A 12,220-nucleotide genomic window follows, 5' to 3' on the forward strand; every position below is an offset into this window, starting at 1 on the left:
ACACCCAGTCCGAGCCACGATGACGGGCCACATGGTCGGCACCGGCTCGGGTGCTCCGCACCTTGCAGCGCACCGCGAGGCCGTCATGTTCGGAGTCGGCGCCGCGAAGCTGGAGCACCGCCTCCGCCGACTCGCGAGGAGCCAGCATGACGACCTCCAACGTCTGTCCATCCTTGCCCTGGTAGACCTTGAGCGACAGGGCCTCCGCCGCCAGGGCCACAGGAGCCAGGAGCAGCGCGAACATCACCGCCAGCCTCCGCGCCATGCTCAGTTCAGCGCCTTCTCGAGCGCGGCCTTGATGTTGTCCTCGATGTTCACGTGGTCCCTCGACATGTGGTACGTGAGCGTGCCCTTCTCCAGCGAGATGTTCCGCAGCGTCGCCCCGTTGGTGCTGGTGTCCTTCTTGTCCGCGGGCTTCACGCCGCCGAACAGGCACGACACGCCGGTGACCTTCTTCGCGATGGCCTTCTTGTACGCGGGGCGCTCACACATCGCCGTCACCGCGTTGATCGCCCCTTCACAGTACGAACTGAAGCTCGTGTTCGGCCAGTCTTCCGTCTTGAAGTTCTGGAAGTCCGTCTTCACGGCGAGCTTCGTGCCGCACTTGTCGTTGGCCGCCTGCAACACCGCGGAGGTCTGCTCCTCGAAGGCGGCCTTGGCCTCCTCCTGCGCGGGCTTCAGGTCCTCCTCGGCGAAAGCGGACAGCGACAGCAGGGCCACGGCGGCGAACGCGAACTTCGAAGACATGCGGAGCTTCTCCTTGAGATAACGACATCCGCGAGTTTCGAAGTGTCCGGCTCCTGACGCAAGATTGGCCGAATTCAACCCTACCGACGGAGGTGTGTCTCAGGCACTGAGAGCCCGTACGCGCGCGGCGAGGTTCTGGGTGAAGAGGCGGTAGATGCGCAGCGCGGCGGCCTCGTGCGTGTCCAGGTAGTGCTGGAAGCCAGCACGGGTGATGCGCAGCGCGCGCACGGACGTACGAGCCTTGACGCGCGCGGACACGGGCGCGTCCTGGACCAGCGAGATTTCTCCCAGATACGCCCCGGGCCCGAGCGTGTTGAGCCGGCGCGCGTCCTCCTCCGTGCCGCTGAACACATCCACCGTGCCCTCCAGCAACACGAAGAGGCCCACGCCCGCGGCGCCCTTCTCCAGCACCACCGCGCCCGCGGGGATGAGCACTTGTCGCGCCACTCGATACAGGTCCTTCATGTCGTCCAGCGACAGCTCGCCGAAGATGGGGATCGCCTTGAGGTACCCGTAGCCGTTGGCCTCGGGCGACGCGCTCTGCGAAGGCAGCTTCGCGATGACCGCCTCCGCCTCCGCGTCCATGCCCATGCGACGCAAGAGGCGCGCCTTCTCCGCGGCCAGCGCGGGGTCGGCACGCGCGACCTCGGAGCCCCGCATCGTGTCCGCGAGCAGCGCCAGCGCCCGGCGCGTGAAGCCCTCCGCGTCCAACAACATGCACATGCGCAGCACCGACTCCACGTGCCGCCCATCCCCCGCCGGCACGCTGCCCAGCGCCTCCACCTCCGCGTGGGGCTGACCCAGCTCGCGGTAGATGAGCGCCGCCTCGAAGGGACGACCCAGGCGGACCAGGCACTGCGCCACCGGCTCACGCGAGCCCAGGCCCCGGTACACGTCCAGCGCCCGCTCCAGCGCGCCACCGCGCTCGAAGGCGGCGGCGGCCCGGTCCGCTTCGCCCGCGCGCAGGAAGGCCTCCGCCGCGTCCACGTACTGGCCGCCCTGGACGTAGAGCGACGCCATCTTCGCATCCTCGCCGCAGCCCGCCAGGAGCCGCGCGGCGCCGGAGAAGTCCCGCGCCCACCGCAGCACCTCCGCCAACCGCTGGCGCACCTCTGGAGGCGTCGCCGCCGCGTCGCGCTGCAGGCGCTCCCGCTGCGCGGAGCCCAGCTCCTCGTAGAGCCTGGCGGCCGTCGCGGCCGACTCCAACCCCATCAGGGACTGCAGCGCCTGGAGCGTTCCCTCGGCACCGGCTTTTTCCCCGCTCGACTCGGGCACTTCCGACTCGGACCCTGACATTGCGCGTCCCCCTGGCCGGGAGATGAAACCCCCACATCGGAGACCCTACCCGAGGGCCCCGACGTCCCGGCAGACGTGCGCCGCCTATATCACCCCTCACGGGGTCTCGGAGAGGCCAGGACGACGAGGGAAGGCCACCTCAGCGGACGAGAATGAGCTCCGTGTCGAAGACGAGCACCGAGTACGGCGGAATGGCCCCGGAGCTGCCCTGCGCCCCGTAACCGAGCTCGGACGGAATGACGAGGCGCCGCTTGCCGCCCACGCGCATGCCCGCGATGCCCTGATCCCACCCCTCGATGACCCGCCCCTGGCCCAGGATGAAGTCGATGGGGGACCTGCCCGCCGACGAGTCGAACTTCTTCCCGTCCGGCAACCAGCCCGTGTAGTGCACGTAGACGCGCATGCCCGCGGTGGCCGCGTCGCCCGTGCCCGGCTCTCCGATGTCCTGGAGATAGAGGCCGCTCGACAGGAGGGTCATCTCCGCCAGGTGCACGTTCAGGCTCTCCGCGTACGTCACCTTGGTGGGGTCGCCATTCTCCGGGTTGCCCTCCGAAGGCGGCGGCGTGTTGGTGTCGTCGCTTCCACAGCCCATCAGGGGAATGAGCAGGGCGCAGAGCAGCAGGGAGCGAAACATGGGGGTCCTTGGGAGGAGTGCCGGAGTCCGGCGATGAACGAGCCCCCAGCCTGCCCCGGAGCGCCGCCTCGCGAAAGCAGAAGCGTGACCGCCTGCCCGCCGACTGGGGCAACACCCCGGAGTGAAATGCACGGGCGCCACCCGCACGCTTCCGATATTCAGGAGCGCGATGCCACGCTGGCTCAGCCTCCTCCTGTTCTTCGTCCCGGTCCTCACTGTGCTGGCGACCGCGCACGTCTACCTCTACCGCCGGCTCGTCCGAGATCAGACGACACGACGCGGGCTGCGCCTCGGCGCCCAGGCCGTGTTCGGCTTCGGGTTCCTGGGGGCCGTCGGCTTCCGGGTCCTCGGCTCCCTGTTCCCCTCCGAGTTCGTGCGAATCGTGGGAATCGGCCTGCTCGTGTGGATGGGGCTGGTGCTCTACGTGCTCCTGTTCACGCTGGCCGTGGAGCTCGTCCAGCGCGCCGTGCAATGGCGCGCTCGACGCACCGCGCCGCCTCCCGAGCAGCCCTCACAACCGCCCTCCCCCGAGCGCCGAGCCATCCTCACCGGTGGACTGGCCATGGGCGCGGGGCTCGCGGGCGCCAGCGTGAGCACCTTCGGCGCGTGGCGCGCCTTCCACCCGCCCGACGTGCGCGACATCCCCGTGCGCCTGCCCCGGCTCCCCCGAGCAATGGACGGGTTCTCCCTGGTGCAGCTCACCGACATCCACGTCGGAGACGTCCTCCAGCGCCACTTCGTGGACGAGTTGGTGGCGCGCACCAACGCCCTCAAGCCGGACCTCATCGCGATCACAGGTGACCTGGTGGATGGCTCTGTCGAGAGCCTGGGGGCGTACGTCGCCGGCTTCGGCGCGCTGCGTGCCCGTCACGGTGTGTTCTTCGTCACGGGCAACCATGACTACTATTCTGGCGCATCGTCATGGGTGGCCTACCTGGAGAGACTGGGCATCACCGTGCTGCGCAACCGCGCCGTGGCCATCGGCGACACGGGTGCGTCCTTCACCCTGGCGGGAGTGGACGACTGGAGCGCGGCGCGGATGGGCGAGCCTGGGTACGACCTGGACGCGGCGCTGCGCGGCGTGAGCCCGGACCGGGCCTCCGTCCTCCTGGCGCATCAGCCGTCCAACTTCGACGAGGTCGCCCGGCGCGGCGTGGGCCTCCAGATCTCCGGCCATACCCACGGCGGGCAGATGTTCCCTGGCAACCTCATGGGCGACCTCATCTGGGGACAACACAACGCGGGCCTCAGCCGCACGGGCGACTCCCATCTCTATGTCAGCCGGGGCTGTGGTTTCGTCGGGCCGCCGATGCGCGTGGGCGCTCCGCCGGAGATCGCTCGGCTGGTGCTTCAGCCCGGGTGAGCGCGCTCGGCATCGTCCGTGATTCCGCCGGGTTGGGTGGCGTGGGGCGCGCGCGCTCCATGCTGGAAACACATTTCAGGGCGGGCCGTCCATGAGCCGGGTGATGGGGAGTCCCTCGGACGAAGAGCTCATGGAACGGTTCTGCGACGGAGCACCAGACGCCTTCGAGGCCCTCTTCGCGCGGCACTCCGGCCGCGTGCAGGGCTTTCTGACGCGCATGGTTCGCGACGGCCCGCTCGCCGAGGACCTCTTGCAGACCACCTTCCTGTCCGTCATCCGAGCCCGGGGGCGCTACGAGCCCGGAACCCGCTTCATCCCCTGGCTGATGACCATCGCCGCCAACGCCGCGCGAGACACCTTGCGTCATCGCCAGCATGTGGAGTCCTACTCCTCGGGCGAGGGCACAGGCGCCCCCACATCGGCGCCCCCACCCTCCGGGGACCCCGCCCTCCGACGTCACCTGCTGGACGCGCTACAGAGTCTTCCCCCCGACCACCGTGAGGCCGTGGTGCTCAGCAAGGTGGAAGGCTGGTCGTTCGAGGAGATCGCCGCGCTCCGGGGCATCAGCGCGGGCGCGGCGCGACTGCGGGCACATCGGGGCTACGAGAAGCTCCGTGAGCTGCTCAGCGGGCTGGGAGAGGCGTGATGAAGACGCCCATCGACATCGACGCCCTGCTCAAGGACACACCACCCACGGAGGGCAGCGCGCTCGAGCGTGCCCTCGCGAGCGCACGTGGAGAGCTGGCCCTGCACGAGCCGGTGCGGCGCTGGCGCACGCAAGCCGTCTGGCTGATGGCCTCCTCGGGTGGGCTCGCCGTGCTGGTGGCGGTCGTCATGTTGGCCGTCGGCGCGCTCACGCTTCCGGCGATGCTGGCGCGCGTCCCCCTGCTGGTGCTGTTGCTCATCACCAGCGCGGTCTGTGCCTGGGGCGCGCTGTCTCCGCGCGGTCGCGGCCTGCGTCGAGCCGGCGTGGGGCTGGCCATGGCCTGCGCGGCGACGCTGGTGCTCGCGCGGGGCTCCCCCAGCACGACGCCATCCCTGCCAGCCTGGGTGTGCACGGTGAGCCACCTGGCCGTGGGCGCCGTGCCGCTCGTGGTGGCGCTGTGGATGCTGCGCGGCGCGGCCTTCCAGCCCCTGCGCGCCCTGAGCGCCGGTCTGTCCGTTGGCACGACAGGCGCCTTCGTCGGTGAGCTGGCGTGCGAACAGGACTGGCGCCACGTCGCCGGCTACCACCTGTTCGCGTGGGCGCTCATCTGTGGGGTGGCCCTCGTCATGTCTCGCTCCCTCAAACCCCGCTCCTACGCCCCATGACCCTGGACCCCTCTCTCATCGTGAGCACTGACGTGGACGGAGCACCGGTGCGAATCGGAGAGCACGTCACGGTCGTCAGCGCGTCGTCGGACGGCACCATCACCCCAGGCTTCCTCGGTCGCACCGGCGTCGTCGTGGCGCTCGTCTACGACGACCCGGGCATCCAGTACCCCGCGGACCCGCTCATCCAGGTGCGCGTCGAAGGGCTGGGTGAAGACCTCTTCTTCCCCGACGAGCTGGAGGCTCCCTGGGTGCGTCAGCGCCTCTCGCGCCAGCGCGCCGAGGACCGGGAGCACGTCCCGGCGGGAGTGCATCGCGTGCAGTAGCCCGCACCCTGTCCGAGGCAGCGGGCATAATCCGCGAGTGGTGACCTCCCTCGACGACACTCCGCGCCCGCTGGGCCGAAAGGCCTACGGCTCGATTCCGCATCTGCCCGGCTCACGCACCGGACCGGCGGACAAGCACCTGTCGCTCGCACTGGCGCGCATCTGCACCGAGCGCACACGCGACGCAAGAGACCACGTCATCGTCCTGGAGAAGCTGGACGGCTCCTGTGTCGCCGCCGCCCGACTGGGAGACGACGTCGTCGCCCTGGGCCGCGAGGGCCGGCTCGCCGCCCGCTCTCCCAATGCAGCCCGTCAGCTCTGGTCGGAATGGGTCGCCACCCACGCAGAGCGCTTCCGGGCCGTGCTCCAACCTGGCGAGTGGCTCGTGGGAGAGTGGCTCGCGCTCGCGCACGGCACCCGGTATGCGCTCACCCACGAGCCCTTCGTCGCCTTCGACCTGATGCACCAGGGTACGCGCCTGCCCTGGGCCCAGCTCACCTCTCGCGTCCACGCGGGCGGGTTCACCACCCCGGGCGTCATCCACGAGGGCGGACCGCTGGACATCGACTCCGCCATGGCGCGCCTGCCCGAGGGCGGTTTCCACCATGCGCTGGACACCGTCGAAGGGGCCGTGTGGCGGCTCGAGCGCCAGGAGGCCGAGGGTGTCAGGGTGGAGCTGCTGACCAAGTATGTCCGTCGCGACAAGGTGGACGGGAGCCTGCTGCCGGAGAACACGGGGCGCCCCGCCATCTGGAACTGGCGCCCCGCGGCGCTCCCATCCAAGGAAGTGCTCCCGTGACTCGGGCCCTCTTCGTCACCGGTAACCAACACAAGGCCGACGAGGTCTCCCGCCTGCTGGCGGGCCTCGACATCACCTCGAAGAAGCTGGCCCTGCCCGGCCTCACCTCGGCGGAGGATGGCACTTGCGCCCCGCTGGACCTCGCCACCATCGCGAAGCGCAAGGTGCTGGCCGCCCATGCCCAGCTCGGCGTGCCGTGCTTCGTGGAGACCACCGCGCTGGAGCTGGACGACGGCGAGGCCTTCACCGGCGCCCGCTTCAAGAAGGAGCTGCAGGCTCTCGGCGAGCGCCCCTTCCTCGCGAAGAACGGCGGCCGTCGGGGCCGCACCCGCGTGGCCGTGGCCTTCTCCGAGGATGGCCACGCGGACCGCGTCTCCCTCTTCGAGGACGCCATCGAGGGCATGCTGCTCGCCGAGCCCCGGGGCGACGGTGGCTATGGCTGGGACCGCGCGTGGCTGCCGGACGGCTACCAGCGCACGCTCGGGGAGATGGCGCGCAACAAGTTCTTCCTCAACATGCGCCACCGCCCCTACCTGGAGCTGGCCGACCGACTGCGCATCGCCTCGCCCGGTGGCGCCTACGAGGCCCACCTCACCGTCTCCGCCCGCACCGAGGAGGACCTCCAGCGCTTCCGCGCGTTCTGCGACGCGGCCTCGGTGAAGTGCATCTTCATCGAGCTGGGCCGAGGCGCCGAGCCCTTCCAGCCCATGACGGCCTCCTATCACCACGGCACGCTCCGACAGGCGCTGGAGGAAGTGAGGGGCATGGCGCGCTCGCTCGCGAGCCAGGGCTTCGACGTGACACGCATGAAACTGGAGGCCCTCGGGAAGAACCGCGACATGCCCGAGGACGATGAGACTGCGCGCGCCCAGCCCGCCAACTACTTCGAGTTCCACGTGAAGGCCCTGATTCCCGCGAGCGGCGAGGGCCTGGAGGCACTGCAAGCCCGCTGCACGCGGCACGGCGCCCACCTGTCTCGCAACGCGCGGAAGATTCGCGAGGACGGCGCCAGTGAGCGCTTCGTCACGCTCCGCGTCTACCACCTGGGCAAGGCGAACGCCGACGCGCACTTCAATGCGCTGCTGGAGGACCTCGCCGGGCTGGGCCTGACGCTGACGCAGCGGCTGCGCGAGTTCACCGTCTACGACTCCAACCTCGGCCTGGACCGGGGGTGGCTGGAGGCCGCGCCATGAGCGCGCACTCCCTGCCCCTGCGCGCGGGAGTCGCCGTCCTGCGCCGCCTCGCGCGCTCGCCCGACGCCTCCACGCTCATCCTCCGGGGCGGACTGCTGATGCGCCTTTGGAGTGGCCCGGTCCCTCGCCCCGTCGAGGACCTGGACTTCCTCGCGCGCGTCCCCTTCGACGCGCGTGAGAGCGTCGACCGGATGGAGCGACTGCTGCGCGACGACGCGGGGGATGGCTTCACCTTCGGCGCCCTGCGCTCCGAGGTCATCTGGGAGGAGACGGAGTTCCCCGGCGTGCGCCTCCACGTGGAGACGCTGCTGCCCGGGGTGGAGTCCGCCTTCGAGCTGCGCGTCGACCTGGGCTTCGGCGACCCGATGGACCCGCCCGCCACGTGGATCGACTACGCGTCCTCGGACGGGGCCCCCGCGCGAATCCTCGCCTGTCGTCCGGAGACGCTGCTCGCGTGGAAGGTGCACGGCCTCTTCGAGCGCGGCAAGGGCCGCTTCCGACCGAAGGACCTCTTCGACGCTTACCTCCTCACGCGGTACGCGCCCCTGGAGGCGGAGCTGGTGCCTCGCGCGCTGCGGCTCGCCTTCGACGCGCGCGGAGACTCGCTGGAGGTGATGGAGCGGCTCGTCAGCGACGAGTTCGGCCGCAGCCCGTGGAGCCTGGAGAAGTGGGCGCGCTACCGGGCCAGTGAACCGGAGGGGCGCCCCGAGCACCTGGCCGAGGTGGTGACGGCCGTCGCCCAGGCGCTGCGCCCCGTGTGGGAGGTGGCGCGAGCGCTTCCGCCCTCGCGCGCCGAAGCCACCCGCCGCGTCAGTACGACGCGGTGATGCCCCAGTGGATGCTGGAGTACGTGTCCTCGGCCACGCCGCCGTTGTCCCAGCCCGTGCGCGTGCCGGGGCCGCTGAAGGTGTCCTTGTAGCGCGACACCTTGAAGCGCACCTGGTAGCCGAACGGGCCCCACAGCTCGCCGGCCACGCCCAGCTCCGCTTCCCAGCCGAACGTCGACACCGAGGTACCGTAGTCACTCACTTCCAGGTCCAACGCGCCGCCCTCGTCGTCGAAGCCCTGGCCCGGCTTCGGGCTGATGAAGAACTGCCCCGCCGCCTCCAGGCGCACCTGACGAATCAGCGGCACCGACACCTCCAGGCCCACCGCGGGGTACAGGCGGTGGGTGCCGGCCAGCGGGCTGTCCGCGGACTCGTCCACGTCGAAGGAGCGCGTCATCAGGCCCGCGCGAGCACCCGCGTAGCCGAGCAGCTGATGCGACGAGCCCAGGCCGAAGTAGTAGCGATACATCGCCTGCGCGGTGAGCACCGAGTCGGTGGCCACCACCTCGCGCGTGACGGACTGTCCCGCGTCGTTGAACAGCGTCACGTTCGTGGACGCGTATCCACGTCGGTAGCCCAGCACCGCGCCCAGGCCTCGCAGGGGTGAGGTGTGTCGGGCCAGCGGCAGCAGCTCCAGCTCCGCGGAGATGCCCAGGTACGGCACCGACGACTCGTAGTCAGAGCGGTCTCCGAGCTGCTCGTCCTCGCTCTTGCGATCAAACTCGTCACAGGACTTCACGCCCGGACGCGCGCAGTACTTGCGCCACGTCGTCGTACCGCCCAGCGTGAGCCGGGCCAGCGGAGGACGCACGGGCTCCTTGCCCACGGTGCCGCCCGAGCCGGTATCCAGCGCCACCTCCAGGAATGGATCCGTGGTGGTGTGGGACTCCGGGTCCTCGTCCATGGGCGGCGGCCCGTCCGTCGGCTGCGGCCCGATGGCGAGGGCCTCCTGCTTCTTCTCGGGCACCTTCGCGGGGCGCTCCGCCGGGGGAAGCGGCTTCGGCGACTCGATGGGCCGCTCCGCCACGGGCGCGGGCTCCACGGGCTTGGGGGCCTCCAGTGGGGCCTCCTCGAGCTTCGTGGGCGGCTTCGGCGGCGGGGCCTCGGCCACGACGGGCGGAGGTGCCACCGGCTCGGCGGGCGTCATCGGCTCGGTGGGCGTGACGTTGGGCGGCTCGAAGGCGCGCGGCGGGCCCGACAGCGCCTCCACGACGGCGAGCACCGCGCTCTTCGCATCGGCCGAGGACAGCTTGCCCTTCGTCAGCTTCACATCCTGCTCACCCAGCACGGCGCCGCTCGCGTCCAGCACGCGCACCGCCAGGCCCGAGGGGCCCATCGTGCCAGTGACGGCCGCGTCCAGCTTCATCCTCGGCGCCACGGCGACCAAGCCCTGGTCCGTGAAGAGGGCGGCGCCCTTCAGTCCGTCCTTCTTCGCCAGCGTCGCGTACTGCTTGAGCGACTGGACCTTCACCTGCTTCGAGCGGCGCAGGGCGGACTCGAGCTGTCCGCGCACCTTCCCGCCGCGATCACCCTCCACCGTCAGCACGACGACGCGCTTGGGCTCCTCCTTGGGCGCCTTCGCCGCGGCCGCCTTTCGCGTCTTGACGGCCTTGGGCTTTGCCTTCGCCTTGGGCGCCACCACCTGGGCCGGAGCCGCGCGCTTCCTCTTGACGACCTGCGCCGACGCCTCCGGAGAGGCCAGCGCCACCGCCACGAAGAGCACCAGGCCCCAGCGAACCATCGCGTGTTGGGTGTTCATCATTCAGGAGTGGAAGGTTCACCCACCCCGCACGCGAAGTCCAGGCTTGCCCGGCCGTCCGGTCAGGCGTTGAGGTGCGCCGGGGCACCCACCACCGACTGGGCGGACACGGGGGGACGCTCCGAGTCCATCCTTTCAGCCTCCTCCGAGCGCTCCACCTCCGCGACGTACTGCGCGCGGCCGATGCCCAGGAAGTCGCGCCGGTAGATGCGCACCATGGCCATGAAGATGGAGGCGATGAGCGGCCCCACCAGCAGGCCCATCATCCCGAACACCGCCAGCCCGCCGAACATCGACAGGAAGACGAGCAGGGGGTGCAGCGCCATGCGCGAGCCGCACAGCCGGGGACGGATGACGTTGTCGATGCTCCCCACGAGGAACGCGCCCCAGGCCAGCAGGAAGATGCCCTCGCTCACCTGGCCCACCGCGATGAGCACCGCGCCGATGGGGCCCCACACCAGCGCCGTACCGCCCACCGGCACCAGCGCCACCAGCACCATGGCCGCGCCCCACACCCCGGCGTGCGGCACCCCGGCGATGAGCAGGCCCACGAAGCCCACCGCGCCCTGGATGATGGCGGTGATGGTGTTGCCGTAGACAATCGCGTAGGCGACGTCGGTGAACTCGCGAGAGAAGGCGTCGAAGTAGCGGCGGTCCAGCGGAATCAACCGCGTGACTTCCGCCACCAGCCGGCGGCCATCCAGGAAGAAGTAGTACATGGCCACGGTCATCAGGAACATGTTGATGACCAGCTCCGTGCCCGCGCCCACCAGGTCCTTCAGGAGCGCCGCGCCGCCCGTCACCGCCGCCATCAGCGAGCGCTCCGTCTCCGCGCTCTCCAAGTCCAGGCGGATGTAACGGCTCAAGCCCCGAGGCAGACTGGACGCGAACTGGTGGCGCAGGTCCACCCGCTCCAACAGGTCCTGCGCCTGCCCCACGAACTGGAACACCTCGCGCGCCACCATCCACCCCACCAGCGCCAGCGGCGCGAGGATGAGGAAGAACACCGTGAGGGTGGACACCCCGGCGCACAGGGGCTTGCGGCCCCGCAGCTTCTGGCACAGGTAGTCCTGCACCGGCATGAAGAGGACGACCAGGAAGCCGCCCAGCAACACGGGCATCAGGAACGGCAACAGAATCCTGGAGAACAGAATCAGCGCGAGCGCAAACAGCGCCGCGAACACGTAGTTCGACCACCGCCGCGAATCAGCCACCGCCCCACCCCACCCCGCCCGACGAGCCCACCGACCACCCCCAACCTAGGAATCGCCCTTCCCGACGGGAAGTCCGACAGCCCCCAATATGAAAACACCGACCCTGTATTCTGGACGTTTGACCCTGACCGGCGTCGCGGCGCTGGCCCTCGCCCTGGGACTGGGCGCCCCGGGTTGTGGAGATGGCGCGGCCCCCTGCACCGACTGTCCCGCGCTGGAAGGTCGCTACCGGATGGCCTTCGGCGACGGCGGCGTCCCGGCCGACTGCGCCAACCTGGGCGTGGAGCTGCCCCGGGGCAGGCCGCTGGACATCAACCGCTCCGGAGACCGCCTCATCGGCAACCTGGAGGGAGTGGGACTCCTGGGGAACGTGTCCGCGGAGGGCTCGTTCACCCTCGCCGGCTCCATGGGCGGGGCCCAGGACGGAGGGAGGAACGACACCCTGAGCCTCGCCGGTCGCTACACGTCCCCCGTAGGGGACGGCGGCACGGCGCGAATCGATGGGACGTATACCGGCAACTACTCTCGCCCGAGCGGAACCGCGCCCCAGCGGTGCAGCCTCGTCACTCCGTTCTCGGCGACCCGGGAGTAGCGCCACGGGCCGCCAACGGAGGACGGCCCTACTTCTTCTTGCTCTCGGCGGCCTTCGCTTCGGCCTTGTTCTTCTTGGCCCGCTTCTTCCAGGCCTGCTTGATCTTCATCTGCACGCGGCGGTGCTTGCTCTTGCTGCGGGCCATCGTTGACTCCTGTG

The 12,220-nt window shown here is 70.3% G+C and carries 14 protein-coding genes and 1 pseudogene; 8 read left to right on the forward strand and 7 right to left on the reverse strand.

The features are described 5' to 3' along the window. The 4 genes and pseudogenes from ACN469_RS18745 to ACN469_RS18760 form a co-directional block, all read right to left on the reverse strand. Window positions 1–265, reverse strand: a pseudogene (locus ACN469_RS18745) (hypothetical protein); the annotation flags it as partial. Between the two features lie 2 nt (window positions 266–267). Continuing rightward, on the reverse strand, window positions 268–747 hold the full coding sequence (locus ACN469_RS18750; protein WP_498769808.1) for a hypothetical protein: 480 nt from the start codon (window positions 745–747) through the stop codon (window positions 268–270). Between the two features lie 99 nt (window positions 748–846). Then, entirely contained in the window at window positions 847–2,043 is a 1,197-nt protein-coding gene (locus ACN469_RS18755) for a cyclic nucleotide-binding domain-containing protein (RefSeq protein ID WP_498769810.1), read from the reverse strand. Window positions 2,044–2,182: 139 nt separating this feature from the next. Continuing rightward, the gene (locus tag ACN469_RS18760) at window positions 2,183–2,677 is read right to left on the reverse strand and encodes an FKBP-type peptidyl-prolyl cis-trans isomerase (RefSeq protein ID WP_498769812.1); all 495 of its coding nucleotides are present in this window, start codon (window positions 2,675–2,677) and stop codon (window positions 2,183–2,185) included. A gap of 169 nt (window positions 2,678–2,846) precedes the next feature. Between ACN469_RS18760 and ACN469_RS18765 the strand changes: the two genes are divergently transcribed. From ACN469_RS18765 to ACN469_RS18795, 7 genes are all read left to right on the forward strand, one after another. Next, on the forward strand, window positions 2,847–4,040 hold the full coding sequence (locus ACN469_RS18765; protein WP_498769814.1) for a metallophosphoesterase: 1,194 nt from the start codon (window positions 2,847–2,849) through the stop codon (window positions 4,038–4,040). 103 nt (window positions 4,041–4,143) lie between these two features. Next, window positions 4,144–4,686: an RNA polymerase sigma factor gene (locus ACN469_RS18770; RefSeq protein ID WP_498769966.1), complete on the forward strand. Its 543-nt coding sequence runs from the start codon at window positions 4,144–4,146 to the stop codon at window positions 4,684–4,686. Next, the gene (locus tag ACN469_RS18775) at window positions 4,686–5,351 is read left to right on the forward strand and encodes a DUF1109 domain-containing protein (protein ID WP_498769816.1); all 666 of its coding nucleotides are present in this window, start codon (window positions 4,686–4,688) and stop codon (window positions 5,349–5,351) included. The genes ACN469_RS18770 and ACN469_RS18775 overlap by 1 nt, the downstream gene beginning before the upstream one ends. Then, window positions 5,348–5,677: a Carotenogenesis protein CarS gene (locus tag ACN469_RS18780; protein ID WP_498769818.1), complete on the forward strand. Its 330-nt coding sequence runs from the start codon at window positions 5,348–5,350 to the stop codon at window positions 5,675–5,677. The genes ACN469_RS18775 and ACN469_RS18780 overlap by 4 nt, the downstream gene beginning before the upstream one ends. A gap of 37 nt (window positions 5,678–5,714) precedes the next feature. Beyond that, entirely contained in the window at window positions 5,715–6,476 is a 762-nt protein-coding gene (locus ACN469_RS18785) for an RNA ligase family protein (RefSeq protein ID WP_498769820.1), read from the forward strand. Then, on the forward strand, window positions 6,473–7,669 hold the full coding sequence (locus ACN469_RS18790) for a non-canonical purine NTP pyrophosphatase (protein ID WP_498769822.1): 1,197 nt from the start codon (window positions 6,473–6,475) through the stop codon (window positions 7,667–7,669). The genes ACN469_RS18785 and ACN469_RS18790 overlap by 4 nt, the downstream gene beginning before the upstream one ends. After that, on the forward strand, window positions 7,666–8,496 hold the full coding sequence (locus tag ACN469_RS18795; protein ID WP_498769824.1) for a nucleotidyl transferase AbiEii/AbiGii toxin family protein: 831 nt from the start codon (window positions 7,666–7,668) through the stop codon (window positions 8,494–8,496). The genes ACN469_RS18790 and ACN469_RS18795 overlap by 4 nt, the downstream gene beginning before the upstream one ends. Here the strand turns inward: ACN469_RS18795 and ACN469_RS18800 are convergent. Together ACN469_RS18800 and ACN469_RS18805 are read right to left on the reverse strand one after the other, a co-directional pair. Further along, the gene (locus ACN469_RS18800) at window positions 8,480–10,258 is read right to left on the reverse strand and encodes a hypothetical protein (protein WP_498769826.1); all 1,779 of its coding nucleotides are present in this window, start codon (window positions 10,256–10,258) and stop codon (window positions 8,480–8,482) included. The two genes, ACN469_RS18795 and ACN469_RS18800, sit on opposite strands and share 17 nt — an antisense overlap. A gap of 59 nt (window positions 10,259–10,317) precedes the next feature. Beyond that, on the reverse strand, window positions 10,318–11,469 hold the full coding sequence (locus ACN469_RS18805) for an AI-2E family transporter (RefSeq protein WP_498769828.1): 1,152 nt from the start codon (window positions 11,467–11,469) through the stop codon (window positions 10,318–10,320). 118 nt (window positions 11,470–11,587) lie between these two features. Here ACN469_RS18805 and ACN469_RS18810 point away from each other — a divergent pair, with 118 nt between their 5' ends. Next, window positions 11,588–12,061, forward strand: coding sequence for a hypothetical protein (locus ACN469_RS18810; protein ID WP_498769830.1), 474 nt, complete (start codon window positions 11,588–11,590; stop codon window positions 12,059–12,061). Between the two features lie 28 nt (window positions 12,062–12,089). Here ACN469_RS18810 and ACN469_RS18815 read toward each other — a convergent pair whose 3' ends face one another. After that, the gene (locus ACN469_RS18815) at window positions 12,090–12,206 is read right to left on the reverse strand and encodes an aminopeptidase (protein WP_141649535.1); all 117 of its coding nucleotides are present in this window, start codon (window positions 12,204–12,206) and stop codon (window positions 12,090–12,092) included. Window positions 12,207–12,220: the final 14 nt, after the last annotated feature.

This window comes from Corallococcus terminator (assembly GCF_049194865.1).
Lineage (GTDB): Bacteria > Myxococcota > Myxococcia > Myxococcales > Myxococcaceae > Myxococcus > Myxococcus terminator_A.

Bases quoted from the DNA above. Each gene is read 5' to 3' on its own strand.
- ACN469_RS18750 (WP_498769808.1), bottom strand. From the start codon at position 747: ATGTCTTCGAAGTTCGCGTTCGCCGCCGTGGCCCTGCTGTCGCTGTCC.
- ACN469_RS18755 (WP_498769810.1), bottom strand. From the start codon at position 2,043: ATGTCAGGGTCCGAGTCGGAAGTGCCCGAGTCGAGCGGGGAAAAAGCC.
- ACN469_RS18760 (WP_498769812.1), bottom strand. From the start codon at position 2,677: ATGTTTCGCTCCCTGCTGCTCTGCGCCCTGCTCATTCCCCTGATGGGC.
- ACN469_RS18765 (WP_498769814.1), top strand. From the start codon at position 2,847: ATGCCACGCTGGCTCAGCCTCCTCCTGTTCTTCGTCCCGGTCCTCACT.
- ACN469_RS18770 (WP_498769966.1), top strand. From the start codon at position 4,144: ATGGGGAGTCCCTCGGACGAAGAGCTCATGGAACGGTTCTGCGACGGA.
- ACN469_RS18775 (WP_498769816.1), top strand. From the start codon at position 4,686: ATGAAGACGCCCATCGACATCGACGCCCTGCTCAAGGACACACCACCC.
- ACN469_RS18780 (WP_498769818.1), top strand. From the start codon at position 5,348: ATGACCCTGGACCCCTCTCTCATCGTGAGCACTGACGTGGACGGAGCA.
- ACN469_RS18795 (WP_498769824.1), top strand. From the start codon at position 7,666: ATGAGCGCGCACTCCCTGCCCCTGCGCGCGGGAGTCGCCGTCCTGCGC.
- ACN469_RS18800 (WP_498769826.1), bottom strand. From the start codon at position 10,258: ATGATGAACACCCAACACGCGATGGTTCGCTGGGGCCTGGTGCTCTTC.
- ACN469_RS18815 (WP_141649535.1), bottom strand. From the start codon at position 12,206: ATGGCCCGCAGCAAGAGCAAGCACCGCCGCGTGCAGATGAAGATCAAG.